This window comes from Pseudonocardia sp. HH130630-07 (assembly GCF_001698125.1).
Classification (GTDB): Bacteria; Actinomycetota; Actinomycetes; order Mycobacteriales; family Pseudonocardiaceae; genus Pseudonocardia.
Genome location: NZ_CP013854.1, coordinates 4461498 through 4484676, shown reverse-complemented (window position 1 = coordinate 4484676; position 23179 = coordinate 4461498). Strand labels below are relative to the sequence as shown.

The window sequence follows — 23179 nt, the reverse complement described above, 5'->3', positions numbered from 1 at the left end:
GAGTGGAACCGGGGGACGGGTGCGCGAGATCAGACCGCGATGACCGTGGGGACGATCATGGGGCGGCGACGGTAGGTGTCGGCGACCCACCGGCCGACGACCCGGCGCACCCCCTGCGCGATCCGGTGCGGATCGGTGACGCCCTCGTTCTCCAGCCGGGACAGCTCGTCCTCGACCAGCGACTGGGCGGCGTCGAGCGCCTTCGGGTCGTCGGAGAACCCGCGGCCGGACAGGGTCGGGCGGGACAGGGCACGCCCGGACTTCTGGTCGACCGGGACGGTGATCTGGATGAACCCGCCCTCGCCGAGCGCGATCCGGTCGCCGAGGGTGGTCTCCCCGACGTCGCCGACGGCCAGGCCGTCGACGTAGACCTGCCCGACCTCGACCCGTCCGGTGATCGCGGCCAGGCCGTCGACGAGATCGACCACGACCCCGTTCTCGGCGATGACCACGTTGTTCTCCGGCACCCCGGTACGACGGGCGAGCGCGGCGTTCGCCCGCAGGTGCCGCCATTCGCCGTGCACCGGCATGACGTTCGACGGCCGCACCGCGTTGTAGAGGAACAGCAGTTCACCGGCCGGTGCGTGCCCGGAGACGTGCACCTTCGCGTTCCCCTGGTGCACCACGGTCGCGCCGAGCCGGGTCAGGCCGTTGATCACCGCGAAGACCGCGGTCTCGTTGCCCGGGATCAGCGAGCTGGCCAGGATGATCGTGTCGTCCGGGCGGATGGTGATGCTGCGGTGGTCGCCGCGGGCCATCCGGGACAGCGCCGCGAGCGGCTCGCCCTGGGACCCGGTGGAGACGAGCACCAGCTTCTCGTCGGGCAGCCGCATCGCCTCGTCGATGTCGACGAGCAGGCCGTCCGGGATGTTCAGCAACGAGTGGTCGTCGGCCAGGCCCATGTTGCGGACCATCGACCGGCCGGTCAGGCAGACCTTGCGGCCGTGCGCGTGCGCGGCGTCGAGCACCTGCTGGACGCGGTGCACGTGGCTGGCGAAGCAGGCCAGGATGATCCGGGACGGCGCCCGGCGCACCAGGTCGGAGATGACCGGGCCGATGTCGGCCTCCGGCGTCACGAAGCCGGGGACCTCGGCGTTCGTGGAGTCGACGAGGAACAGGTCCACGCCCTCCTCCCCCAGCCGGGAGAACCCGCCGAGGTCGGTGAGCCGGCCGTCCAGCGGCAGCTGGTCGAGCTTGATGTCACCGGTGTGCAGGAGCAGGCCGGCCGGGGTGCGGATCGCGACCGCGACCGCGTCCGGGATGGAGTGGTTGACCGCGAAGTACTCGCAGTCCCAGCCGCCGTGGGAGACCCGGTCCCCCTCCTTCACCTCCTGCAGGTGCGGGGTGAGGCGGTGCTCCTTGCACTTGGCCGCGACCAGGGCGAGCGTGAACCGCGACCCGACGACGGGGATGTCCGGCCGCATCCGCAGCAGCCACGGCACGGCACCGATGTGGTCCTCGTGGCCGTGGGTCAGGACGAGCGCGTCGATGTCGTCGAGCCGGCTCTCGATCGCCCGGAAGTCGGGCAGGATCAGGTCCACGCCCGGCGAGTCGTCGGAGGGGAACAGCACGCCGCAGTCGACGACGAGCAGCCGGCCCTCGTACTCGAACACGGTCATGTTCCGGCCGACCTCGCCGATGCCGCCGAGGGCGAACACCCGCAGGCCGCCGCGGGCGAGCGCCGGGGGCGCCGCGTCGGGGAGCTCGGGACGGTCGATCTGCTCGGGCGGGGCGCTCAGGGACCGTCCGGGGCGGTTCCGGCGGTCGTTGCGCTGGGGACTCACAGGGGTTCGTGCCTCACAAGGTTCGTGTGTCAGATGGTTCTGCTGTCGAGGTGCGTGCGGCGCCGGGGCCGGGGCGCGCTACGTACGGTTGTAGGCGATCTCGGCGCCGAAGTCGGTGGCGGTGCGGCCGCCGAGCGCGCCGTGGCCGGCCTCGTAGGCGCCGGTCCCGGGGCGGGACTGCGGGTCCAGGGCCACCCCGGCGACGGCGAGGTCCCCGGCGATCGCGGCGATCTGCTCCTCGGTGGCCGGGGGCAGCGGCAGCCGGGTGTCGCCGACGTCGATGCCGCGCAGCCGCAACGCCGTCTTCGCGAACACGGCCCCGCCGACCCGGCCCATCGCCCGGATCACCGGCAGCATCGCGTAGTGCAGCGCACGGGCACGCTGGTGCTCGCCGGCGTGGTAGGCATCGATCATCGCGCGCAGCCGGTCGGCCACCACGTGCCCGATCACGGAGACGAAGCCGACCCCGCCGACCGAGAGCCACGGCAGGTTCACCGGGTCGTCGCCGGAGTAGTAGGCGAGCGTCGTCGTCGCCAGGACCTCGGTGCCGACGCGCAGGTCGTTGCGGGCGTCCTTCACCGCGACGATCCGCGGGTGCTGGGCCAGCCGCTGGAACGTCTCGACGTCGATGCCGATCACGCTGCGCGGCGGGATGTCGTAGAGCATCACCGGCAGGTCCGTGGCGTCGGCCACCGCCGTGAAGTGCGCGATCAGGCCCTCCTGGGGCGGGCGCGAGTAGTACGGCGTCACCGTCAGCAGGCCGTGCGCGCCGGCCTGCTCCGCGCTGCGGGCCAGCTCGATCGAGTGCGCCGTGTCGTAGGTCCCGGCCCCGGCGACGACCGTCGCCCGGTCGCCGACCGCACCGACCACCGCCCGGATCAGCTCGCGCTTCTCGACGTCGGAGGTCGTCGGCCCCTCACCGGTGGTCCCGTTGACGACGAGGCCGTCGTTGCCCAGGTCCACCAGATGGTTCGCGAGCACCTCGGCCTTCGCCAGGTCCAGCTCCCCGTCGGGGTCGAACGGGGTCACCATCGCGGTGAGGACCTCGCCGAACGGGCGACGGGGCGGGTGCTGTCCCGCCGGAGTGCTCTGGGAACCGGAGTCCATGGGTGTCGACGGTACCGCCTGCACCCTGCGGACGACCGGTGTGTCGCCCCGGTGTCGCGACCTCCTCGGGGCGGCCGGCGGCAGAGCGACGGTGCCGCGAGGGTCCGGTGCCGGTCCGCCGGCCGGGCTCAGTGACCCGACGGTGCGGCGCGGTAGGCCTCGACGTCGACCGGCAAGCCGGTGACCTCGACCCGGGCCGCGTCCCGCCCGAAGGCGTGCAGCACCAGCTCCGACGGCTCGCCGATCACCGTGACCATCCCGAACCCGGTGGCCACGACCTGCTGGGCACCTTCCGGCCGCTGCAGCACCACGCCGACCGGGCTCTTGCGGAACAGCAGCTTCGACTGCGCCGAGAGTAGGTGCCACAGCTGCCCGTCGCGCTCCGGCTCGTTCGGACGCGGCTCCCATCCGGGCTCACCGCGGCGCAGGTCCTCGTGGTGCACGAAGTACTCGGCGCCGTTGGCGATCTCGTCGACCTTGCCGAGCTTGAACGGGGACCACCCGGGCGGGCCGTTGCGCAGGTCGTCGATCATGTTCGGCCACGCCTCGGTGGCGTAGGACTCCATCGCCTTGTCCGTCACCCCGGACAGCGCCGGGACGAGCAGGCCGGCCGCGTTCCAGGGCTGCCGCTCCCGCACCAGCAGGTGGGTGAGGAGATCCCGCGCGTTCCACCCCTCGCACAGCGTCGGGCGGTCCGGGCCGGAGCGCTCGAACTCGGCACAGATGGCGGCACGTTCGACGGTCGCGAGGGTCACCGTGCCCAACGTAGTGACATCCGCCGCCGCGCGCTCGCCGCCCCGCCGTGCGCCGCGGTCAGCCCTCGGTGACCAGCGGGCTGGAGGCGATCTCGGTCCCGTCGTCCAGCTTCTGGATCTCGAAGTCGGCGAACACGTTGGGGACCTCGCGCTGCAGCTGGCGCAGGCACTCGACGGCCAGCTCCCGGATCTCGACGTCGGCGTGCTCGGACGCGCGCATCGCGACGAAGTGCCGCCAGGCGCGGTAGTTGCCGGTGACGACGATCCGGGTCTCGGTCGCGTTCGGCAGCACCGAGCGCGCGGCCTGCCGGGCCTGCTTGCGTGCCAGGGTGGCGCTCCCGCCGGCCCCCTCGGCGGCGAACCGCTTCTCCAGCCCCTCCAGCAGCTTCGAGTAGGACGCGAGCGCGTCCGCCGAGGCCTGCAGGAACAGCTCGTGCAGCTCCGGGTCCTCGGCGATGACGTCCGGCTCCACCATCGCCGCGTCCCGCTCGGGGACGTAGCGCTGGGACAGCTGGGAGTAGGAGAAGTGCCGGTGCCGGATGAGCTCGTGGGTGAGCGAGCGCGAGATGCCCGTCAGGTAGAAGCTGACGCTGCCGTGCTCGAGCACCGAGAGGTGGCCGACCTCGAGGATGTGCCGGACGTAGCCCGCGTTGGTCGCCGTCTTCGGGTTCGGCTTGCTCCAGGACTGGTAGCAGGCCCGCCCGGCGAACTCGGCGAGCGCCTGGCCGCCGTCCGCGTCGGTCGACCACGGGACCCCGGCCGGCGGGGTGAACTCGGTCTTCGCCACGAGCTGCACGGTCAGCGGGACGGTCTGCGGCGTGGTCTCCGACATGCCCACGAGGGTAGGACGAGCGCTACGCGACAGCATCGGTGACACCACATCCTTGAAATGACGTCAGAGGTGACGGCACTATGGCGTCATGGACCTGACGCCGTATGTCGCGCAGCTGCGCGACGACCTCGCCGCCGCCGCGGCCGCGGGGGACGAGCAGACCCGCCGCACCGCGGCGTTGCTCGGCTCCGCCATCGAGCCCGCCGCCCGCCTGGCGATCATGAACGCCCTGTCCGACCTCGCCTCCGAGGCGACCGCGGCGCTGGGCGACCGGTCGGTGGAGGTGCGCCTGCACGGCCGCGAGGTGCGGGTGTCGGTCTCCGGCTCCACCGGGGAACCGGTGGACGGGGCCGCGCCGTCGGCGCCGTCCACGCCGTCCGAACCGGGCCCGGGCGCCGGATCGCCGTTCGGCGGGTTCGGCACCGGCGGGTCCGCGGGATCGGGCGGGTCACCCTTCGGGGCGGACGCCGGTGACATCAGCCGGGTCACCCTGCGGATCGTGGAGCAGATCAAGGCGCAGGCCGAGCGGGCCGCGCAGTCCCAGGGGATCTCGCTGAACACCTGGGTGTCCCAGGCGGTGCAGGGCGCCCTGGCCGGCGCCGAGCAGCACGGCCGGGGCCCACGCGGCGGCCGCGACGACGACGGCCGGAACCTCCGGGGATGGGTGCAGGGATGAACGACGAGCGCGACGCGGCGACCGGCCCGATCGACGAGGGATCCGGCCCGCACGACACGGGCACCGGCGCCCCGGGAGCCGGGCAGGGAACCCCCTCCCCCGGCTCGCCGGAGTCCGGCGACGCCGCCCCTGGTCCCGATGCAGCCCCGAGCGGTACCGCACCCACCGGATCCGGGGACGGCCCACCCGGGGGCACCGGTCCGACCGCGTCCGGTGCCGGCCCGGGCGACACCCCCGACCGGAGCGGCGCCGGGGAACCCGGCGCCACCCGCGGGGAACGCTGGGACGCCGCCGGCCCGGTCGAGCTGGAGATCACCATCGGTGGTGGCCGGGTACACGTCGATCTCGTCGAGGACGCGACGGCCGTCCGGGTCGAGGTCGGCGCCGACCGGGGCTCGTCCCCGTGGTCGGGCGGGCTCGGCGGCCTGCTGGACTGGATCGGGACGTCGATGGGCGGCAGCCCGGCGCCCGGCGCGGGCTGGTCCGGCCGCGGTTTCGACCCCATCGTCGGAGCGCCCTGGGAGCGGGCCGGTGACCCGTCCGCCGACGCCGTCGACGCGGTGCGGATCGAGTGGTCGGAGTCCACCCGGCGGCTGAGCGTCCGCGGGCCGGAGGACCCGGCGCTCGGCGCGGTCGCCCTGCTGGTGACCGTCTCGGTGCCGGCCGGCTCGCGGCCCGCGATCCGCACCGGGGCGGCCGGCGTGCGGGTGAGCGGGCGCGCGGCCTGGGCCGCCGTCCGGACCGGGTCCGGCGCGGCGCGGCTGGCCGAGGTCACCGGCGACACCGACGTGACCACCGGTTCCGGCAGCGTCGAGATCGGTTCGTGCGGCGGGCGGGCCCAGCTGCGCACCGGCTCGGGCGGGGTCGAGGTGGGTGCGCTCGGCGGCCCGTCGCGGATCCGCACCGGCAGCGGTGACGTCCGGATCGGCGAGCTGACCGGCGACCTGGAGGTCCGCAGCGGGTCCGGGGACATCGTGCTGGCCGACGCCGTGCGCGGTGACGTCCGGGTGAGCACCGGGTCCGGCGCCGTCCGGGTGGGCGTGCACTCCGGGGTCGCGGCGGAGCTGGACCTGTCGACCGGCTCCGGGCGTGCCCGCAGCGAGCTGGACCTGCGGCACGACGCCGTCCCCGCGGGACCGGCCGTGCGCCTGTCCGGCCGGACGAACAGCGGTGACGTACTGGTGACCCGCGCGGCCACGGCCGGGGTCTGAGCGTCCGTCCGGGATGGCCGGTTCCGGCCGTCCCGGCGGACCACGGGTTCCCCCGCGCCGGTGGGCGACGCGCCGCTCCCGCGGCGTGTCCGGTCCCGCCGGTTCGACCGTTCTGCGCCGGGCGGGCTAGCCTCCCGGGCCGATCGGTCGAACCGGGAGGGTCCGATGAACAGTGCCGAACCGAGTACCGCCGCCCGATCGAGCCGGATGACCCGGCTGCTGGGTGCCGTCGAACGGATCGGCAACCGGCTGCCGGATCCGGTGATCCTGTTCGTGGTGCTGGCGATCCTGCTGGCCGGGCTGTCCGCGGTGCTCGCCGCCGCGGGACTGAGCGCCCAGGTCCCGGGGCAGGACGCGCCGACGCCGGTCCGCAGCCTGCTCACCGGCGAGGGCCTGCGGTTCGCGCTCACCGAGGCGGTCACGAACTTCGTCGAGTTCCCGCCGCTCGGGACGATCATCGCCGTCCTGCTGGGCATCGCCGTCGCGGACCGGTCCGGGCTGCTGCCCACGCTGCTGCGGGTCACGGTGCTGCGGGCACCGCGCCGGCTGGTCACCCCGGCCCTGATGTTCACCGGGGTCTGCGGCTCGATCGCCTCCGACGCGGCCTTCATCGTGCTGATCCCGCTGGGCGCGATGGTGTTCCGGACGCTGGGCCGCAGCCCGGCCGTCGGTGCGGTCGCCGCGTTCGTCTCGGTCGGTGCCGGGTACGACGCCAGCATCTTCGTCACCGCCACCGACGTGCTGCTGGCCGGGATCACGAACTCGGCCGCGGCGATCGTGGACCCGTCGATCGAGCTCACCGCCCTGTCGAACTACTGGTTCAACGTCGTGAGCGCGGTGCTCATCGCGCTCGCCGCGGCGGTCGTCGTCGACCGGGTGGTCGAGCCCGCCGCCCTGCGGGCCGAACCGGCCCCGGACACCGGCGCCGACCCCGGCGACACCACCGGGGACGGCGCCGGGGTGACCGACCAGGAGGCCGCCGAGGCGGCCGAGGCCGAGATCACCCGGGACCAGGTGCGCGGCCTGCGCGACGCGGGCCTCACGTTGCTCGCCCTGCTCGCGCTCTACGCGGCGGTGTGGCTCCCGCCCGGCTCCCCGCTGCGCGACCCGGAGACCGGGGATCTCGTGCCCTCGCCGTTCCTCGACGGGATCGCCATGGTGCTGCTGCTGACGTTCCTCGCCGTCGGCACGGTGTACGGCCTGCGCGTCGGCACGGTCCGGCGGCCCGCGGACGTGCCGCGCCTGATGCGGGAGGGGATCGTCGAGATCGTCCCCATCCTGGTGCTGTTCTTCGTCATCGCCCAGTTCCTGGCCTGGTTCACCTGGAGCGGCATCGGGCAGTGGATCGCGGTGTCCGGGGCCGCGGTGCTGCAGTCGCTCGGCGCACCGGCGCCGGTGCTGCTGTTCCTGACCGTGCTGATGGTGTTCGTGCTCGGTCTGGTCATCACCTCCGGGTCCGCGCAGTGGTCGTTGCTCGCCCCGGTGCTGGTGCCGATGCTGCTACTGGTCGGGATCGACGCCGACCAGACGATGGCCGCCTTCCGGATCGGCGACTCCGTGGCGAACTCGCTGACCCCGATGAGCCCCTACTTCGCGGTCGCCCTCGGCTTCCTGCAGCGCTACCGGCGCGACGCCGGCATCGGCACCCTGATCTCGATGACGCTGCCGATCTGCGCGGTGATGTTCGTGGTGTGGACGGCGCTGTTCCTCGCCTGGATCTCGCTCGGGATCCCGCTGGGGGTGTGAACCCCGGGCGTCAGCGCAGCTGTGCGCGCAGCGGGGTGGCCAGGTCGCCGCGCTCCCCCACCTCGACGCCGTCGAGTCCCAGCCAGGACGCCATCGTCGCCAGCTCCCCGGCCAGCTCACCGGCGACCCGGGACGCCGGCTCCGGGCTGCCGGGCTCGGCGAAGGCCCCGGGGACCCGGAGCACGCCGGCGCCCCGGTCGGCCTTGAGATCGACCCGGCCGGCCAGCCGGCCGTCGAGCAGGAACGGGAACACGTAGTAGCCGTACTCGCGCTTCGGCTCCGGGACGTAGATCTCGATGCGGTAGCGGAACCCGAAGATCCGCTCGGTGCGGTCGCGCTCCCAGACCAGCGGGTCGAACGGGCACAGCAAGGCCCGCCCGGGCACCGCCCGCGGGGTCCGGGCGGCCGGGTCGCGGTAGGCGGTGCGGTCCCAGCCGCGGACCGCCACCTCCTCCAGCCGCCCCGCGTCGACCAGCTCGGCGATCGCGGTCCGGGTGCGCTCCGGGCCGAGCCGGTAGTAGTCCCGCAGGTCGGACGCGGTCGCGATGCCCAGCGCGGACGCCGAACGGCCGACGAGCTCCCGGGCGGCGTCGGCCGGGTCCGGTGCCGGGGCGCCGAGGATCTCCGGCGGGATCACCCGCTCGGGCAGGTCGTAACGGCGCTCGAAGTGCCGGCGGGTCCCGACGGCCAGCTCCCCCACCGCGAACAGGAACTCGCAGACCCGCTTCACCTCCGAGCGCTCCCACCAGGTCGCGCCCGGCGGGCGGGGGCGGACGGTCCCGGCCCGGCCGCCGGGCGCGAGGGCCCGTTCGATCGCACCGGCGCCGACCGGGCCGGACTCCGCGACCACGTCCCGGATGTCGCCCGCCAGCGACGGGTGCTTCTCCAGCAGCGGGCCGTAGTGCTTCCACCAGCGGCGCGGCAGCGTCTCGTGGCCGAGCAGCCGCCAGTCCTGCACGGGGACCAGGCTGGCCTCGTGCGCCCAGGTCTCGGCGAGCAGCCGCGGGCGGCGCCCGTCGGGCTCCCAGGCCGCCGAGTCGAGCAGGTCGAACGGATAGGCACCGAGCCGGCTGAAGATCGGCATGTAGTGCGCCCGGACCGCGACGTTCACCGAGTCGAGCTGCAGCAGCTTGACCCGGTCCAGCACCCGGCCGAGGTGCCGGCGGGTCACCGCACCGGCCGGGCGCGGGTCCGCGAAGCCCTGTGCCGCCAGGAAGGTCCGTCGGGCCACGTCCGCCGAGATCGTCCGCACGGACCGGGATGCTGCCACGGACCCCCGACAGTCCCGCGGGCGCTGTGCGGCCCCGTGGCCCCGCCCGCCCGGGGCGGGCCGGGGCGGGCGCGCCGCGGCGGACACGGTAGGCATGGGCGCATGGCCACCGCGACCGTCCGCCCCGCCACCGACGACGACGTCGACTCCATCGTCGCGATCCAGGACCGCACCTGGCGCACCGCCTACGCCGGGCTGCTCCCGGAGGCCGCCTTCGACGGCCTGACCTCCGAGGCCGCGCGCTCGCACTGGCGGGACGCGGTGCACGCCGGCGACGACTTCCACCTGCTGGTCGCCGTGGAGGGCGCCGAGACCGTCGGCTTCTGCGCCGCGGCCCGCTACTCCGGTGGCGACGGGCGGTCGATCGCCGAGATCTCGGCGCTGCTGGTGGAGCCGCGCTGGGGCCGGCGCGGGCACGGCGGGCGGTTGCTCGCCGCCGCCGCGACGGCCCTGCGGGAGTCCGGCTCGCAGACGGGGCGGGCGTGGCTGCCGGAGACCGACACCGCCTCCCGCGGGTTCTACGCCCGGGCCGGGTGGGCGCCGGACGGCGCCGCGCGCACGCTGGACACCGGATCCGGCGGCACGCTGCGCGAGGTCCGGGTCGGCGGGACCCTGGACCTGCGCCTGGTCGGCTGACCCGCGGTCACCACCCGGCCGTGCGGCCGCCGACGCCCCAGTAGAACGGTCCCGCCGTCGGGTGCACGCGGACGTCCCAGCCCAGCGCGGCGAGCTCCCGTTCCAGACCCTCCGGTGTGTGCGGGACCTTGACGATCCGGTGCGGCGTGCCGTCGCGCAGCCGGCGCCGGATCGTGGTGGAGGACTACCCTCCACCATGGTGTTCAGGCCAGCCCGAGCAGCGGTTCCAGCCCGATCGTCAGCCCGGGCCGGTCGCGCACCGCGCGGATCGCCAGCAGCACCCCCGGCATGAACGACGCCCGGTTCATCGAGTCGTGCCGCATCGTGAACACCTCGCCGTCGGTCCCCAGGATGACCTCCTGGTGGGCCACGAGCCCCGGCATCCGCACGGCGTGCACGTGCACCCCGTCCACGACGGCGCCGCGGGCCCCGTCGGGGTCGGTGGTGGTGGCGTCCGGGACGGCGCCGAGCCCGGCCGCGGCCCGCGCCTCGGCCACCACCGAGGCGGTACGGGCCGCGGTGCCCGACGGTGCGTCGACCTTCCCGGCGTGGTGCAGCTCGACGATCTCGACGGAGTCGAAGAAGCGCGCCGCCTGCCCGGCGAAGTGCATCATCAGCACCGCACCGACCCCGAAGTTCGGCGCCACGAGCACGCTGCCGGATCCCTGCCCGTCGAGGACCTCGCGGACCTCGTCGAACTTCGCCGCGTCGAACCCGCTGGTCCCGACGACGGCAGCCACCCCCCGGCCGACGCAGGCCCGCACGTTGTCCAGGGCCGCGCCCGGGTGGGTGAAGTCGACGGCGACGTCGGCACCGTCGAGTGCGGACAGGTCGTCCCCGGCGTCGAGCGCCGCCACCAGCTCGGTGTCCGGCGCGGCCTGCACCGCCCGGCAGACCTCGCCGCCCATGCGCCCCTGCGCACCGAGCACCGCAACCCGGATCGTCCCGCTCACCGGCACACCTCTCGTTCGTCCTGGCCGACCGCCGCAGGAGTCTAGTGCCCCGCGGGCCGGCTCCGGTGCCGATCTCTGCCGCGGTGGCGACGCGCCCGGGGACCGGCACTGCAGCGCGGCGAGCCGGGCGCGCGGGTCCCGGTGCTGCGCCGCACGGGCTTCCGGTCCGGCGGCGCGCACCCTACGGTGGCCGCGTGCCCCAGAATTCCGGACCTTCCGGGCAGATCGGACCATCCTCGGGTGCGGTGACGACCGAGCCGCGGACCGCGGCGAGCACGCCCGCGAGCCGGGCCCCGCTGCTGGCCGGTGCCGCCGTCACGGCACTGCTCGTCGCGACGGCGGAGGGGTACGGGCCGCACCGCGACGAGCTGTACTTCCTGCGGTCCGGTGCCGAACCGGCCGTCGGCTACGTCGACAACGGGCCCCTCACCCCGCTGCTCGCCGCGGCCCTGAACCAGCTCGGCGACGGTTCGCTGACGGTGCTGCGGCTGTGGCCGGCGCTGGTCGCCGGGATCGTCGTCGTCCTCGCCGGCCGGATCGCCGCCGAGTTCGGGGCCACCCGCGGCGCGCAGCTGCTCGCCGCGGCGGCCACGGCCACCGGGTCGGCGCTGCTGATACTCGGCCACACCCTGTCCACCGCCGTGACCGACCTGCTGGTCTGGACCCTGCTGACCTGGCTGGTCGTCCGCGGGCTGCGCGACGGCGGCCCGGTCTGGCTCGCCGTCGGCGCGGTCGCCGGGGTGGGACTGCAGAACAAGCTGCTGCCCGCGCTCCTGCTCGCGGCACTGCTCGCGGGGGTCCTGCTCGCCGGGCCGCGCGGGATCCTGCGTTCGCGCTGGCCCTGGCTGGGCGGGCTGGTCGCGGTCCTGCTCGTGCTGCCGCAGCTCGTCTGGCAGGCCGGTGCGGGGTTCCCGCTGCTCGCGCTGTCGTCGTCGATCGCCGCCGGGGGCTCGGTGTCGAGCCAGCCGTGGTGGGTGGTCGTGCCGTTCCAGCTGGTGCTCGTCGGTCCGTTGCTGGTGCCGGTGTGGGTGGCGGGGCTGTGGCGGCTGGCCCGGGACCCGCGGCTGCGGACGTGGCGGGCGTTCGCGGTCGCCTACGGGCTGCTGCTGGTGCTGTTCACCGTGACCGGCGGGAAGCCCTACTACCTCGCCGGGCTCTACCCGCTGCTGCTCGCCGCCGGCGCGGCACCGGCGCTGGCGTGGGCGCGCCAGTCGGTCCCGCGGGCCGCGGCGCTGGGCACGGCGCTGGTCGTCACGCTGGCCGGATCGGCCACGACGGCCCTGCCCGTCGTGCCGGTGGACGAGCTGGCCGTCTCACCGGTCGTCGCCATGAATCCGGACGCCGCCGAGACCGTCGGCTGGCCGGAGTTCGCCGCGACCGTCGGCGCCGCCGTGGCGTCGGCACCCGGTGAGCGGGTCACCGTGCTCGCCGCCAACTACGGCCAGGCCGGGGCGGTCGACCACTACCTGCCCGCGGCGGGCCCGGCCTACAGCGGCCACAACGCCTACGCCGGCTGGGGACCGCCGCCCGGGGACGAGACGGCGGTGGTGGTCGTCGGGTACCCGGTCGAGCAGGTCCGGACCTGGTTCGGCCGGGTCGACACCGTCGCGCGGATCGACAACGGGGTGGGACTGGACAACCTCGAGCAGGGCGGGCCGGTGCTGCTCGCCCGGGACCGGTCGCGGCCGTGGAGTGAGATCTGGGCCGAGGTCGTCTGGCTGGGCTGATCCGGCACCGGATCACCCGACGACGAGACCGCCGATCCAGACGGCCGTCGCCAGCATCCCGGCCGCCAGCTCGATGAGGATGCTCCAGCCGACCGCGGCCAGCGCCTCGCGGGCCGAGCGCCAGGCCGTCGCCGAGTCCGGGAGCCGGACCAGCTCGGCCAGCCAGACCCCCAGCACGAACCCGAGGAACAGCCCGACCACCGGGACGACGAAGAACCCCACGACACCGAGCACCAGCCCGGCGAGCAACGTCCGCGTCGGCACCCCGGACGCCTTGAGCCGCCGGCCCGGGAGCAGGTACTTCGCGACCTGCCCGAGCACGGTCACCGCGACGGCGATGCCGAGCACCCACCAGCCGACCGAGTCCCCGCGGGGGATCGCCCACACCGCGACCCCGCCGACGATCAGCAGCGGTCCGGGCAGGACCGGGAGCACGATCCCGGCCAGACCCAGGACGATCATGAGGCCGGCGAGCACGGCGAGACCCGTCATGACTCCAGCCTCCCAGCAGCTCCCGCGCCCCGAATGGGGGGACCACCCGATTCGCGACGGTTTCACGTCACAAACAAATAAACAGTTCTGATGAGATCTGGGGATTCTGGTACCGGCGTGCAAGCCTACGACCACCCGAACCAGTGACACCCGCTCACCACGCGGCCGTTCCACCGCAGCCGGCCCCCGGTACCGACCACCGGACCCGGCCGCGGGAGAAAGCGAGCACCGTTGCTCCGTTACGTCCTGCGCAGGGGCGTCGGCTGGCTCGCGATGATCGTCGTCGCGACCAACCTGACCTACTTCCTCGCGAACGCGTTCCTCGATCCACGGGTCAACTACCTGCAGTTGCGCCCGCCCCGCACCGACGAGGAGATCGCCCGCTCGCTGGGGCAGTACAACCTGGACTCCAACGTCGCGCTGAGCGAACGCTGGTGGACCTGGCTGGCCGGGATCGTGACCCGCTGGGACTGGGGCGCCAGCCCGATCGGCGACAGCGTCAACACCCAGGTCGCGTTCCGGGTGGGGGTCTCCGGCCAGCTGATCCTGGCCTCGCTGGTGCTCTCGATCCTCCTCGGCGTCGCGCTCGGGGTCTACTCGGCGTCGCGGCAGTACCGGGTCGGTGACCGGGTCGCCCAGATGACGTCGGTGTTCACCCTCAACACCCCGCCCGCGGTCGCCGCACTCGCCGTCGTCTTCGTGGCGATCGCGATCAACCAGGGCGTCGGCGGGACGCTCTTCTACGTCGCGGGCGCCGAGACCCCGGGGATCGAGGGGTTCTGGCCGACCCTGCTCGACCGGGCCCAGCACCTGATCCTGCCGACGATCTCGCTGCTGATCATCACCTACGCCGGGTACCACATGCTGCAGCGGGCGATGCTGCTCGACGTCGTCAACTCCGACTACGTGCGCACCGCCCGGGCCAAGGGGCTCACCCGCCGCCAGGCCATCCGCCGGCACGGGCTGCGCGGCTCGCTGATCCCGGTCGCCACCCAGGTCGCCTTCGCGATCCCGGCGCTGTTCACCGGCGCCGTCATCACCGAGAAGGTGTTCGCCTGGCAGGGCATGGGCGACTACCTCATCCGCACGATCTCGACCAACGACATCCACGGCGCGGTGGCCGCGGCGGCGTTCGCCGGGGCGGCCACCGCGGTCGGGGCGATCCTCGCCGACATCGCCGTCGTGGCCCTCGACCCGAGAGTGCGGGTGAACTGACGTGAGCCTGAACCTGCCCGAGCTGTCCCCCACGGTCGGCGACGGGGCCGAGGCGGGTGCCCCGCCGCCCGCCGGGCGGTCCCCCCGCCGCCGTTCGGCGCTAGTGTGGCGGCGCTACCGGCGCAGCCGCTCGGCCGTCGCAGGGCTGGTCGTGTTCGGCCTGCTGGTGTTGTTCTCGCTGGTCGGCGGCGTGTTCTCGCCGTACGACCACACCTCGGTCGACTTCACCGGGCTGACCGAGGCCCCGTCGGCGGACCATCCGCTGGGCACCACCGCCGGCGGCAACGACGTCTACGCCCAGGCCGTGCACGGCCTGCAGCGGTCACTGCTGATCGCCGTCACCGTCTCCCTGGTCACGACGGCGATCGCGGCGCTGGTCGGCGCGGGCGCCGCCTACCTCGGCGGCGGGCGCACCTGGGGCCGGCGCGGCGAGCGGGCACTGCTCGGGCTCGTGCACTTCCTCATGGTGGTGCCGTCGTTCCTGATCCTGTCGCTGGCCTCGCAGTGGGCGACCGGGGACTACCGGGTGCTGATCGTGGCGCTGAGCGTGCTGGGCTGGATGACGACGGCGCGCGTGGTGTGGACGGTCGCGACGACCCTGCGCGAGCGCGAGTACGTCGCCGCGGCCCGCTTCATGGGCGTGCCCGGCCGGTCGATCGTGCTGCGCCACCTCATCCCGAACATCGGCTCGCTGCTGATCGTCACGTTCACGCTGAACGTGGTGAACACCGTGCAGAGCGAGACGGCGCTGTCGTTCGTCGGGTTCGGCGTCCAGGTCCCGGACGTGTCGCTCGGCACGATGCTCGCCGACGGCGCCAACTCCATGGCCACGGCGCCGTGGCTGCTGGCGGTTCCCGCGGTGCTGCTGCTGATGCTGATGCTGACGATCTCGCTGGCCTACGTCGGCGACGGGCTGCGCGACGCGCTCGACCCGACCTCGCAGGCAGGGGGCAGGGCATGACCGAACCGGTGCTGTCGGTCCGCGACCTGCACGTCGCGTTCCCGTCCGAGGCGGGGCGGGTCGAGGCCGTCCGCGGGGTCGACTTCGACCTGGTGCCCGGCCGGACGCTCGGCATCGTCGGCGAGTCCGGGTCCGGGAAGTCGGTGACCTCGCTGGCGGTGATGGGGCTGCTGCCGGACAGCGCCTCGGTGTCCGGGTCGATCCGGATGGGCGGGCGTGAGCTCGTCGGGCTGACCGACGAGGAGATGTCCGGGATCCGCGGGCGCGAGATCGGCATGATCTTCCAGGACCCGCTGTCGTCGCTCACCCCGATCTTCACCGTCGGCGACCAGCTGGTCGAGGCGATGCAGATCCACACCGACATCTCCCGGTCAGCGGCCCGCACCCGTGCCGCCGAGCTGCTCGACCTCGTCGGGATCCCGGACCCCGCCCGCCGGATCCGGTCGTTCCCGCACGAGTTCTCCGGCGGGATGCGGCAGCGGGTGATGATCGCCATGGCGATCGCCAACGACCCCGCGGTGATCATCGCCGACGAGCCGACGACGGCGCTGGACGTCACGGTGCAGGCCCAGATCCTCGACGTCCTGAAGGTCGCCAGGAACGAGACCGGCGCCGCGGTCGTGATGATCACCCACGACCTGGGCGTGGTCGCCGGGACCGCGGACGACGTCCTGGTCATGTACGCCGGGCGCCCGGTGGAGACGGCGACGGCCGACGAGCTGTTCGCCGCACCCCGGATGCCGTACACGATCGGTCTGCTCGGGGCGGTGCCGCGGGTGGACAGCGTCGAGCGGCGCCCGCTGGTGCCGGTCCCCGGCAACCCGCCGACCCCGGTCGACCTGCCGCCGGGCTGCCCGTTCGTGCCGCGGTGCCCGGTCGCCGTGGCGAGCTGCCGGGACGTCGAGCCGCCGCTGGTCGCCGCCGGCGACCGGCCCGGGCACGCCGTCGCCTGCGTCCGGTCCGGTGAGATCGTCGACGGCCGGATCGGCAGCGCGCCGGTGTTCGACCCGCCCGACCTGCTCACCGGTGTCGGGGACGACCCGGGCACGGACCGCGCCGAGCGTCCCGTCGTGCTGTCGGTCGAGGGCCTGCGCAAGACGTTCCCGCTGCTCAAGGGCTCGCTGATGCGACGGCGGATCGGCTCCGTGCACGCGGTCGCCGACGTCGATCTCGACATCCGGGAGGGCGAGACGCTCGGGCTGGTCGGCGAGTCGGGCTGCGGGAAGACGACGACCCTGCTCGAGATCATGAACCTGCAGCCGCCGGAGAGCGGACGGATCACGGTCGCCGGGACCGACGTCGCCACGCTCTCCTCGCGCTCCGCGGTCGCCGCCCTGCGCCGGGAGATCCAGATCGTGTTCCAGGACCCGATGGGTGCCCTGGACCCGCGGATGACGGCCGGGGACATCCTCGCCGAGCCGCTGCGCGCCGCGGGCTGGTCGGACCGGGCGCGGATCGCCGCCCGGGTCGACGAGCTGATGGCCCTGGTCGGGCTGGATCCCGAGCACACCGACCGGTTCCCGGCAGCGTTCTCCGGCGGGCAGCGCCAGCGGATCGGCATCGCCCGCGCGCTGGCGACCAGCCCGTCGCTGCTGGTGCTCGACGAGCCGGTCTCCGCGCTCGACGTCTCGGTCCAGGCCGGGGTGCTCAACCTGCTCGCCGGGCTCAAGCGGTAGCTGGGCCTGAGCTACCTGTTCGTGGCCCACGACCTGTCGGTGGTGCGGCACGTCGCCGACCGCGTCGCGGTCATGTACCTGGGCCGGATCGTCGAGTCCGGCGCCGTCTCCGACGTCTTCGGCAACCCCCAGCACCCCTACACCCAGGCGTTGCTCTCGGCCATCCCGGTGCCCGACCCGCAGGTCGAACGGACCCGCCGGCGCACCGTGCTCACCGGGGACCTGCCGAGCCCCACCGGGGAGACGCCCGGCTGCGCGTTCCACGGCCGGTGCCCGCTCGCGCGGACCCTGTCCGAGGCCGAGCAGGTCCGGTGCCGGACCGAGACCCCACCGCTGGTCGTCAAGGACGGGGCCTCCGAGCAGGAGTCCGACCACCGCAACGCCTGCCACTTCCGTTGAGGAGAGAGATGCACAGATCGATCCGTCGTGGGGCGCTGACCTCCACCGTCGTGGCCGTGGCCCTGCTGCTCGGCGCCTGTGGTGGGGGTGGCTCCGAGGAGCCGACCCAGACCGGGGAGGCGTTGTCGACGACACCGTCGTTCAACGAGCAGCCCTACGAGAACCTGCGCGACGGCGGCGAGGTCACGCTGCCGTTCCGCTCCGGTCTGACTCCCCAGCTGAACCGGTTCCAGGGCGACGGCACCACAGACACGTGGCTGTCCTGGAACTGGTACAACCCGGCGCTGATCACGTTCACCCCGAACGGTGACCCGATCATGAATCCGGACTACATCACCGAGGCGACGGCGGCGGACTCCGGTGGCGACACCACGGTCACGTACACCCTCAACCCGAAGGCGGTCTACAACGACGGCACGCCGATCGACTGGCGCGCGTTCGAGGCCACCTGGAAGTCGAACAACGGTTCCGACCCGGCGTTCATCCCGAACTCCACCGACGGCTACGACCGGATCACCTCGGTGACCCGCGGTGTGGACGACAGGCAGGTGATCGTCACCTTCGACGGCGTCAACGTCTGGTGGCAGAGCCTGTTCAACTACCTGGTGCACCCGAAGGTGGCGGCGGACCCGCAGATCTTCAACCAGGGGTACCTGAACAAGCCGCACACCGAGTGGGGCGCTGGGCCCTACACCGTGTCCGACTACGACCAGCAGAACGGGACCCTGTCCTTCGAGCGGAACCCCAAGTGGTGGGGCAAGCCGGGCAAGCTCGACCGGGTCACTCTCGTCACGCTGGAGCAGACCGCGAAGGTCAACGCGTTCCGGAACGGCCAGATCGACGCCGCCGAGGCCGAGACGGCCGACCTGCTCGCCCAGGCGAAGTCCGTGCCGGATGCCGACATCCGGATCTCCGGCACCCCCGCCGACTACCTGCTGACCCTGAACAGCACCTCACCGGTGCTGAAGGAGACCGAGGTCCGCAAGGCGATCTTCCAGGGGATGGACCGCGTGCAGCTCTCGGAGATCCAGTTCCAGGGCATGGGCTACAGCGAGGCCCCGTCCGGTTCCCTCGTGCTCAAGCCCTTCCAGAAGGGTTACCAGGACAACTCGGCCGTGCAGTTCGATCCCGAGGCGGCCAAGCAGGGACTCGACGCCGCCGGATGGGCTCCCGGGCCGGACGGCGTCCGGGCCAAGGGTGGTCAACCGCTCCGCTTCACCTACGTGCAGGTCGGCGACACGGCGACCAAGCGGGCCGTCTCCGGAGCCCTGGTGGCGATGATGAAGAACATCGGGGCCGATCTCCAGGTGCGGCAGCTGCCGTCGAGCGACTTCGCCAAGGTCATGGCGAACGCGGAGTTCGACATGGCCTACAGCGGATTCCGTTCCTCGGACCCCTACGGCGTCGCGTACATCTGCCAGCAGTACTGCTCGAACTCGACGCTCAACAAGTCCGGCACCGGGACCCCGGATCTCGACGCCGAGCTGGCGAAGGTGAACACACTGCCCACGGCGGACGAGCAGTACGCCGCGGCCAACGCGGTGGAGAAGAAGGCGCTCGCGACCTACGGCATCCTGCCGGTCTACTCCGGCCCCACCGTCTGGGCGACCAAGCCCGGCCTGGCCAACTGGGGGGCGTCGCTGTTCGCCACCCCACCGCTGCCCGAGCTGGTCGGCTGGCAGAACGGCGCCTGACGCCTCCGGCGAGCACGAGGCCCCCGGTCCCGGTCATCCGGGACCGGGGGCCTCGGTCGTCGGGAGCCGCTCAGCCCAGCTCGCGCAGCGCCGCGGGCAGCTCCGTCTCGTCCTCGTACGGCCCGACGACGGCCGCGGTCAGCGGCTGGTCCAGCAGCTCCGCCGCGAGCGCCGCGACCTCCCCCGGCGTGACCGCCTCGATCCGGGCCAGGCTCTCGGACAGCGACCGCTGGCGGCCGTGGTCCAGCTCGCCACGGCCGAGCCGGTGCATCCGCGACGCGGTGTCCTCGCAGGCCAGCACCAGGCCACCGCGCAGCGCGCCACGGGCCCGGGTCACCTCGGCGTCGGTGAGGCCGCCGGTGGCTACCTCACCCAGCACGTCCCGGACCACCGCGACGACCTCGCCGAGCCGCTCCGGCGCGCACCCGGCGTAGACCGAGAGCGAGCCGGCGTCGGCGTAGCGCGACGTCGACGAGTACACCTGGTAGGCCAATCCGCGCTGCTCACGGACCTGCTGGAACAGCCGCGAGGACAGCCCGCCGCCCAGCGCGCTGTTGAGGACGGCGAGCACCGGCGATCCCGGTACGTGCCGGCCGGGGGTGGGCACCCCGAGCAGCACGTGGGCCTGCTCGGACTCGTCGGACTGCAGGCCGAGCGCGGCGGACCGGACCGGACGGGTCCCGCTCGCGGCGCGCGGCGGGACCGCGGCGGCCCCGGCGTGACCGTTCGCGGCCCGGCCGAGCGCGGTGGCGACGAGCTCGGCGACCGCGTCGTGGTCCAGGTTCCCCGCGGCGGCGACGACCATCCGCGGCGTCGTGTACAGGCTCCGCCAGAACCCGTGCAGGGTGTCCCGGGTGATCCCGCGGATCGACTCCTCGGAGCCGATCACCGGCAGGCCGAGCGGGTGCTCCCCGAACAGCGTCTGGTCGAACAGGTCGCCGAGCAGGTCCTCCGGGTCGTCGTCGCGCATCGCGATCTCCTCGAGCACGACGCCGCGTTCCACCTCCACGTCGGCGGGCGCCAGCTGCGCGTCGGTGACCACGTCGGTCAGGAGATCGACGGCGAGCGCGACGTCGGTGTCGAGCACGTGCGCGTAGTAGCAGGTGTGCTCCTTGGCGGTGAACGCGTTCAGCTCACCCCCGACGGCGTCCATCTCCTCGGCGATCCCGACCGCGGTCCGCCGCCGGGTGCCCTTGAACAGCAGGTGTTCGAGGAAGTGCGCGGCCCCGGCCTGCTGACCGGTCTCGTCCACCGAGCCGATGCCGATCCAGATGCCGATCGCGACGGACCGGACCCCGGGCACCGACTCGGTGACCAGCCGGACACCACCCGGTAGTTCGCTGCGCCGGACCGCCCCGTGCACCCCGGTGGACGGGACGGGCGCGGCGGTGGTGTCGGCGGAACGGGCGGCGTCCAAGCGGTTCTCCTCCACACACAGCGGCGGCGGCCCGGAACCGTGGTCCCGGACCGCCGCTGCGGAATCGTCGTCAGCCGACGGATCAGCTGGGGTTGGCGGCCTCGACCGGAGCGTCGGCCGTGACCTCGGCGTCCGCCGGTGCCTCGGCGTCGTCCCCGCCCTCCTGGACCGGGACGAGGCTGATCTTGCCCCGGTTGTCGATGTCGGTGACCTCGACGCGGATCTTGTCGCCGACCTTGCAGACGTCCTCGACCTTGCCGATCCGCTTCCCGTTGCCGAGCTTCGAGATGTGGATCAGGCCGTCCTTGCCGGGGACCAGCGAGACGAAGGCACCGAACGCGGCGGCCTTGACCACCGTGCCCAGGAACCGCTCGCCGACCTTCGGCAGCTGCGGGTTGGCGATCGCGTTGATCATGCCGATCGCCTCCTCCGCGGAGGGGCCGTCGTTCGCACCGACGTAGATGGTGCCGTCGTCCTCGATCGAGATGTCGGCGCCGGTCTTCTCGGTGATCGAGTTGATCATCTTGCCCTTCGGGCCGATGACCTCGCCGATCTTGTCGACCGGGACCTTCACCGCGGTCACCCGCGGCGCGTACTTGCTCATCTCGTCCGGGCCGTCGATGGCCTCGCCGATCACCTCGAGGATGGTCAGGCGGGCGTCACGGGCCTGGCTCAGCGCCGCGGCCAGCACCTCGGACGGGATGCCGTCCAGCTTGGTGTCGAGCTGCAGCGCGGTGACGAACTCCTTGGTGCCGGCGACCTTGAAGTCCATGTCGCCGAACGCGTCCTCGGCGCCGAGGATGTCGGTCAGCGCGACGTAGCGGGTCTGGCCGTCGACCTGGTCGGACACCAGGCCCATGGCGATGCCCGCGACCGGCGCCTTGAGCGGCACACCGGAGTTGAGCAGCGACATCGTCGAGGCGCAGACCGAGCCCATCGAGGTGGAGCCGTTGGACCCCAGCGCCTCGGAGACCTGCCGGATCGCGTAGGGGAACTCCTCGCGGTTCGGCAGGACCGGCAGCAGCGCCCGCTCGGCGAGCGCGCCGTGGCCGATCTCGCGCCGCTTCGGCGAGCCGACGCGGCCGGTCTCACCGGTGGAGAACGGCGGGAAGTTGTAGTGGTGCAGGTAGCGCTTGGAGGTCTCCGGACCGAGCGAGTCGATCGTCTGCTCCATGCGCAGCATGTTCAGCGTGGTGACACCCAGGATCTGGGTCTCGCCGCGCTCGAACAGCGCCGAGCCGTGCGCCCGCGGGATGACCTCGACCTCGGCCGACAGCGGCCGGATGTCGGTCAGGCCGCGGCCGTCGATCCGGACCTGGTCGGTCAGGATCCGGCGGCGGATGAGCTTCTTGTTCAGCGCGCGGAACGCGTTGCCCAGCTCGGACTCCCGGCCGGCGAAGCGCTCGCCCAGCTTGTCCAGCACCGACGCCTTGATCTCGTCGGTCCGGGACTCGCGCTCCTGCTTGCCGGCGATGGTCAGCGCCTGCGCCAGCTCGGACTCGACGGCCTCGGAGACGGCGTCGAACGCGTCCGGCTGGTAGGCCGGGAACAGCGGGTAGTCCGCGGTCGGCTTCGCCGCGACGTCGGCCAGCTGCTGCTGGGCGACGCACAGGCTACGGATGAACGGCTTCGCCGCCTCCAGACCGTCGGCCACGACGTCCTCGGTCGGGGCGTTGGCGCCGCCCGCGACGAGGTCGATCGTCTGCTCGGTGGCCTCGGCCTCGACCATCATGATCGCCACGTCGGCCGTGTCACCGTCGCCGACGACACGGCCCGCGACGACCATGTCGAACGCGGCGCGCTCGAGCTGGTCGTGGGTCGGGAACGCCACCCACTGGGTGTCGGTGCCGGCCTCGTTGGCGATCAGCGCGACGCGCACGCCGCCGACCGGGCCGGAGAACGGCAGGCCCGCGAGCTGGGTGGACGCCGACGCGGCGTTGATCGCCACGACGTCGTAGGGGTCCTTCGGGTCGAGCGACATGACCGTCACGACGACCTGGATCTCGTTGCGCAGACCGTCCACGAAGGACGGGCGCAGCGGCCGGTCGATGAGCCGGCAGGTCAGGATCGCGTCGGTGCCGGGACGGCCCTCGCGGCGGAAGAACGAGCCGGGGATGCGGCCCGCGGCGTACATCCGCTCCTCGACGTCCACCGTCAGCGGGAAGAAGTCGAACTGGTCCTTCGGCCGCTTCGAGGCGGTCGTCGCGGACAGCAGCATGGTCTCGTCGTCGAGGTAGGCGACGACGGATCCGGCGGCCTGGCGGGCGAGCCGCCCGGTCTCGAACCGGATGGTGCGGGTGCCGTAGGCACCGTTGTCGATGACGGCCGTGCTCTCGTGCACGCCGTCCTCGGAGATGACGTCAGTCATACGGGGATTTCTCTCCTCGTCGTTGGGAGTGTGTCTGATGCGCCCGCCCCCGACGACGTCCGGCTCGATCCCCTGCTGGGCCGGCCTTCGATCGAAGCTGCCGGCAACGTGTGTTCCCGGGAGCCACTACCGAGGACCGGCGGATGTCCGGATGTCTCGTGGCGGGGCTGTGGAGTTGTGGTGCGGTGGATCCGTGGTGCTGTTGGTGCCGTTGGTGCTGTGCGGTCGTCGCACGGCACCGGCGCCGGGTCACGGCGCCG

Annotated in this window: 18 protein-coding genes and 1 pseudogene; 10 read left to right on the top strand and 9 right to left on the bottom strand. The window is 73.3% G+C overall.

The window, feature by feature from the left end:
* Positions 1–29 precede the first annotated feature (29 nt).
* The 4 genes and pseudogenes from AFB00_RS21255 to thyX form a co-directional block, all read right to left on the bottom strand.
* Positions 30–1739, bottom strand: a complete 1710-nt coding sequence (locus AFB00_RS21255) for a ribonuclease J (RefSeq protein ID WP_442965876.1) — start codon at positions 1737–1739, stop codon at positions 30–32.
* A 74-nt stretch (positions 1740–1813) separates the two neighbouring features.
* A pseudogene (gene dapA, locus AFB00_RS21250) lies at positions 1814–2891 on the bottom strand (4-hydroxy-tetrahydrodipicolinate synthase).
* A 128-nt stretch (positions 2892–3019) separates the two neighbouring features.
* Positions 3020–3646 carry a TIGR03085 family metal-binding protein gene (locus AFB00_RS21245; protein WP_068798657.1) on the bottom strand — a complete coding sequence of 209 codons (627 nt, stop codon included), beginning with the start codon at positions 3644–3646 and terminating at the stop codon, positions 3020–3022.
* A 58-nt stretch (positions 3647–3704) separates the two neighbouring features.
* Entirely contained in the window at positions 3705–4478 is a 774-nt protein-coding gene (gene thyX / locus AFB00_RS21240; protein ID WP_068798656.1) for an FAD-dependent thymidylate synthase, read from the bottom strand.
* A gap of 88 nt (positions 4479–4566) precedes the next feature.
* Between thyX and AFB00_RS21235 the strand changes: the two genes are divergently transcribed.
* The 3 genes from AFB00_RS21235 to AFB00_RS21225 all read left to right on the top strand — a co-directional run bounded on the left by AFB00_RS21235 (position 4567) and on the right by AFB00_RS21225 (position 8111).
* On the top strand, positions 4567–5154 hold the full coding sequence (locus tag AFB00_RS21235; protein WP_068798655.1) for a toxin-antitoxin system HicB family antitoxin: 588 nt from the start codon (positions 4567–4569) through the stop codon (positions 5152–5154).
* A complete protein-coding gene (locus tag AFB00_RS21230) occupies positions 5139–6365 on the top strand; it encodes a DUF4097 family beta strand repeat-containing protein (RefSeq protein ID WP_156819666.1) in 1227 nt (408 codons plus the stop codon). The genes AFB00_RS21235 and AFB00_RS21230 overlap by 16 nt, the downstream gene beginning before the upstream one ends.
* A gap of 165 nt (positions 6366–6530) precedes the next feature.
* Positions 6531–8111, top strand: a complete 1581-nt coding sequence (locus tag AFB00_RS21225) for an AbgT family transporter (protein ID WP_068798653.1) — start codon at positions 6531–6533, stop codon at positions 8109–8111.
* A 10-nt stretch (positions 8112–8121) separates the two neighbouring features.
* Here AFB00_RS21225 and AFB00_RS21220 read toward each other — a convergent pair whose 3' ends face one another.
* A complete protein-coding gene (locus AFB00_RS21220; RefSeq protein ID WP_068798652.1) occupies positions 8122–9363 on the bottom strand; it encodes a winged helix-turn-helix domain-containing protein in 1242 nt (413 codons plus the stop codon).
* Between the two features lie 120 nt (positions 9364–9483).
* On the opposite strand from AFB00_RS21220, the gene AFB00_RS21215 reads away from it, so the two are divergent.
* Positions 9484–10017 (top strand): GNAT family N-acetyltransferase, encoded by a 534-nt coding sequence (locus tag AFB00_RS21215; protein ID WP_068798651.1) that lies wholly within the window; start codon positions 9484–9486, stop codon positions 10015–10017.
* Positions 10018–10220: 203 nt separating this feature from the next.
* On the opposite strand, the gene dapB is transcribed toward AFB00_RS21215, so the two are convergent.
* Positions 10221–10925: a 4-hydroxy-tetrahydrodipicolinate reductase gene (dapB, locus tag AFB00_RS21210; RefSeq protein WP_068798650.1), complete on the bottom strand. Its 705-nt coding sequence runs from the start codon at positions 10923–10925 to the stop codon at positions 10221–10223.
* A 290-nt stretch (positions 10926–11215) separates the two neighbouring features.
* Between dapB and AFB00_RS21205 the strand changes: the two genes are divergently transcribed.
* Positions 11216–12697 carry a glycosyltransferase family 39 protein gene (locus AFB00_RS21205; RefSeq protein ID WP_083275721.1) on the top strand — a complete coding sequence of 494 codons (1482 nt, stop codon included), beginning with the start codon at positions 11216–11218 and terminating at the stop codon, positions 12695–12697.
* A gap of 12 nt (positions 12698–12709) precedes the next feature.
* On the opposite strand, the gene AFB00_RS21200 is transcribed toward AFB00_RS21205, so the two are convergent.
* Positions 12710–13189 (bottom strand): DUF456 domain-containing protein, encoded by a 480-nt coding sequence (locus tag AFB00_RS21200; protein WP_083275720.1) that lies wholly within the window; start codon positions 13187–13189, stop codon positions 12710–12712.
* Positions 13190–13420: 231 nt separating this feature from the next.
* Here AFB00_RS21200 and AFB00_RS21195 point away from each other — a divergent pair, with 231 nt between their 5' ends.
* Genes AFB00_RS21195 through AFB00_RS21180 form a run of 5 tightly spaced genes read left to right on the top strand, consistent with a single transcriptional unit; the run spans position 13421 to position 19134 of the window.
* On the top strand, positions 13421–14404 hold the full coding sequence (locus AFB00_RS21195) for an ABC transporter permease (RefSeq protein WP_068798649.1): 984 nt from the start codon (positions 13421–13423) through the stop codon (positions 14402–14404).
* Position 14405: 1 nt separating this feature from the next.
* A complete protein-coding gene (locus AFB00_RS21190) occupies positions 14406–15365 on the top strand; it encodes an ABC transporter permease (RefSeq protein ID WP_068798648.1) in 960 nt (319 codons plus the stop codon).
* A complete protein-coding gene (locus tag AFB00_RS21185; RefSeq protein ID WP_197519613.1) occupies positions 15362–17041 on the top strand; it encodes a dipeptide ABC transporter ATP-binding protein in 1680 nt (559 codons plus the stop codon). The genes AFB00_RS21190 and AFB00_RS21185 overlap by 4 nt, the downstream gene beginning before the upstream one ends.
* Positions 17042–17062: 21 nt before the next feature.
* The gene (locus tag AFB00_RS34200) at positions 17063–17440 is read left to right on the top strand and encodes an oligopeptide/dipeptide ABC transporter ATP-binding protein (RefSeq protein ID WP_197519612.1); all 378 of its coding nucleotides are present in this window, start codon (positions 17063–17065) and stop codon (positions 17438–17440) included.
* 8 nt (positions 17441–17448) lie between these two features.
* Positions 17449–19134, top strand: coding sequence for an ABC transporter family substrate-binding protein (locus AFB00_RS21180; RefSeq protein WP_083275719.1), 1686 nt, complete (start codon positions 17449–17451; stop codon positions 19132–19134).
* A gap of 70 nt (positions 19135–19204) precedes the next feature.
* Here AFB00_RS21180 and AFB00_RS21175 read toward each other — a convergent pair whose 3' ends face one another.
* Together AFB00_RS21175 and AFB00_RS21170 are read right to left on the bottom strand one after the other, a co-directional pair.
* On the bottom strand, positions 19205–20551 hold the full coding sequence (locus AFB00_RS21175; protein WP_197519611.1) for a M16 family metallopeptidase: 1347 nt from the start codon (positions 20549–20551) through the stop codon (positions 19205–19207).
* Positions 20552–20633: 82 nt separating this feature from the next.
* A complete protein-coding gene (locus tag AFB00_RS21170) occupies positions 20634–22919 on the bottom strand; it encodes a polyribonucleotide nucleotidyltransferase (protein WP_068798647.1) in 2286 nt (761 codons plus the stop codon).
* Positions 22920–23179: the final 260 nt, after the last annotated feature.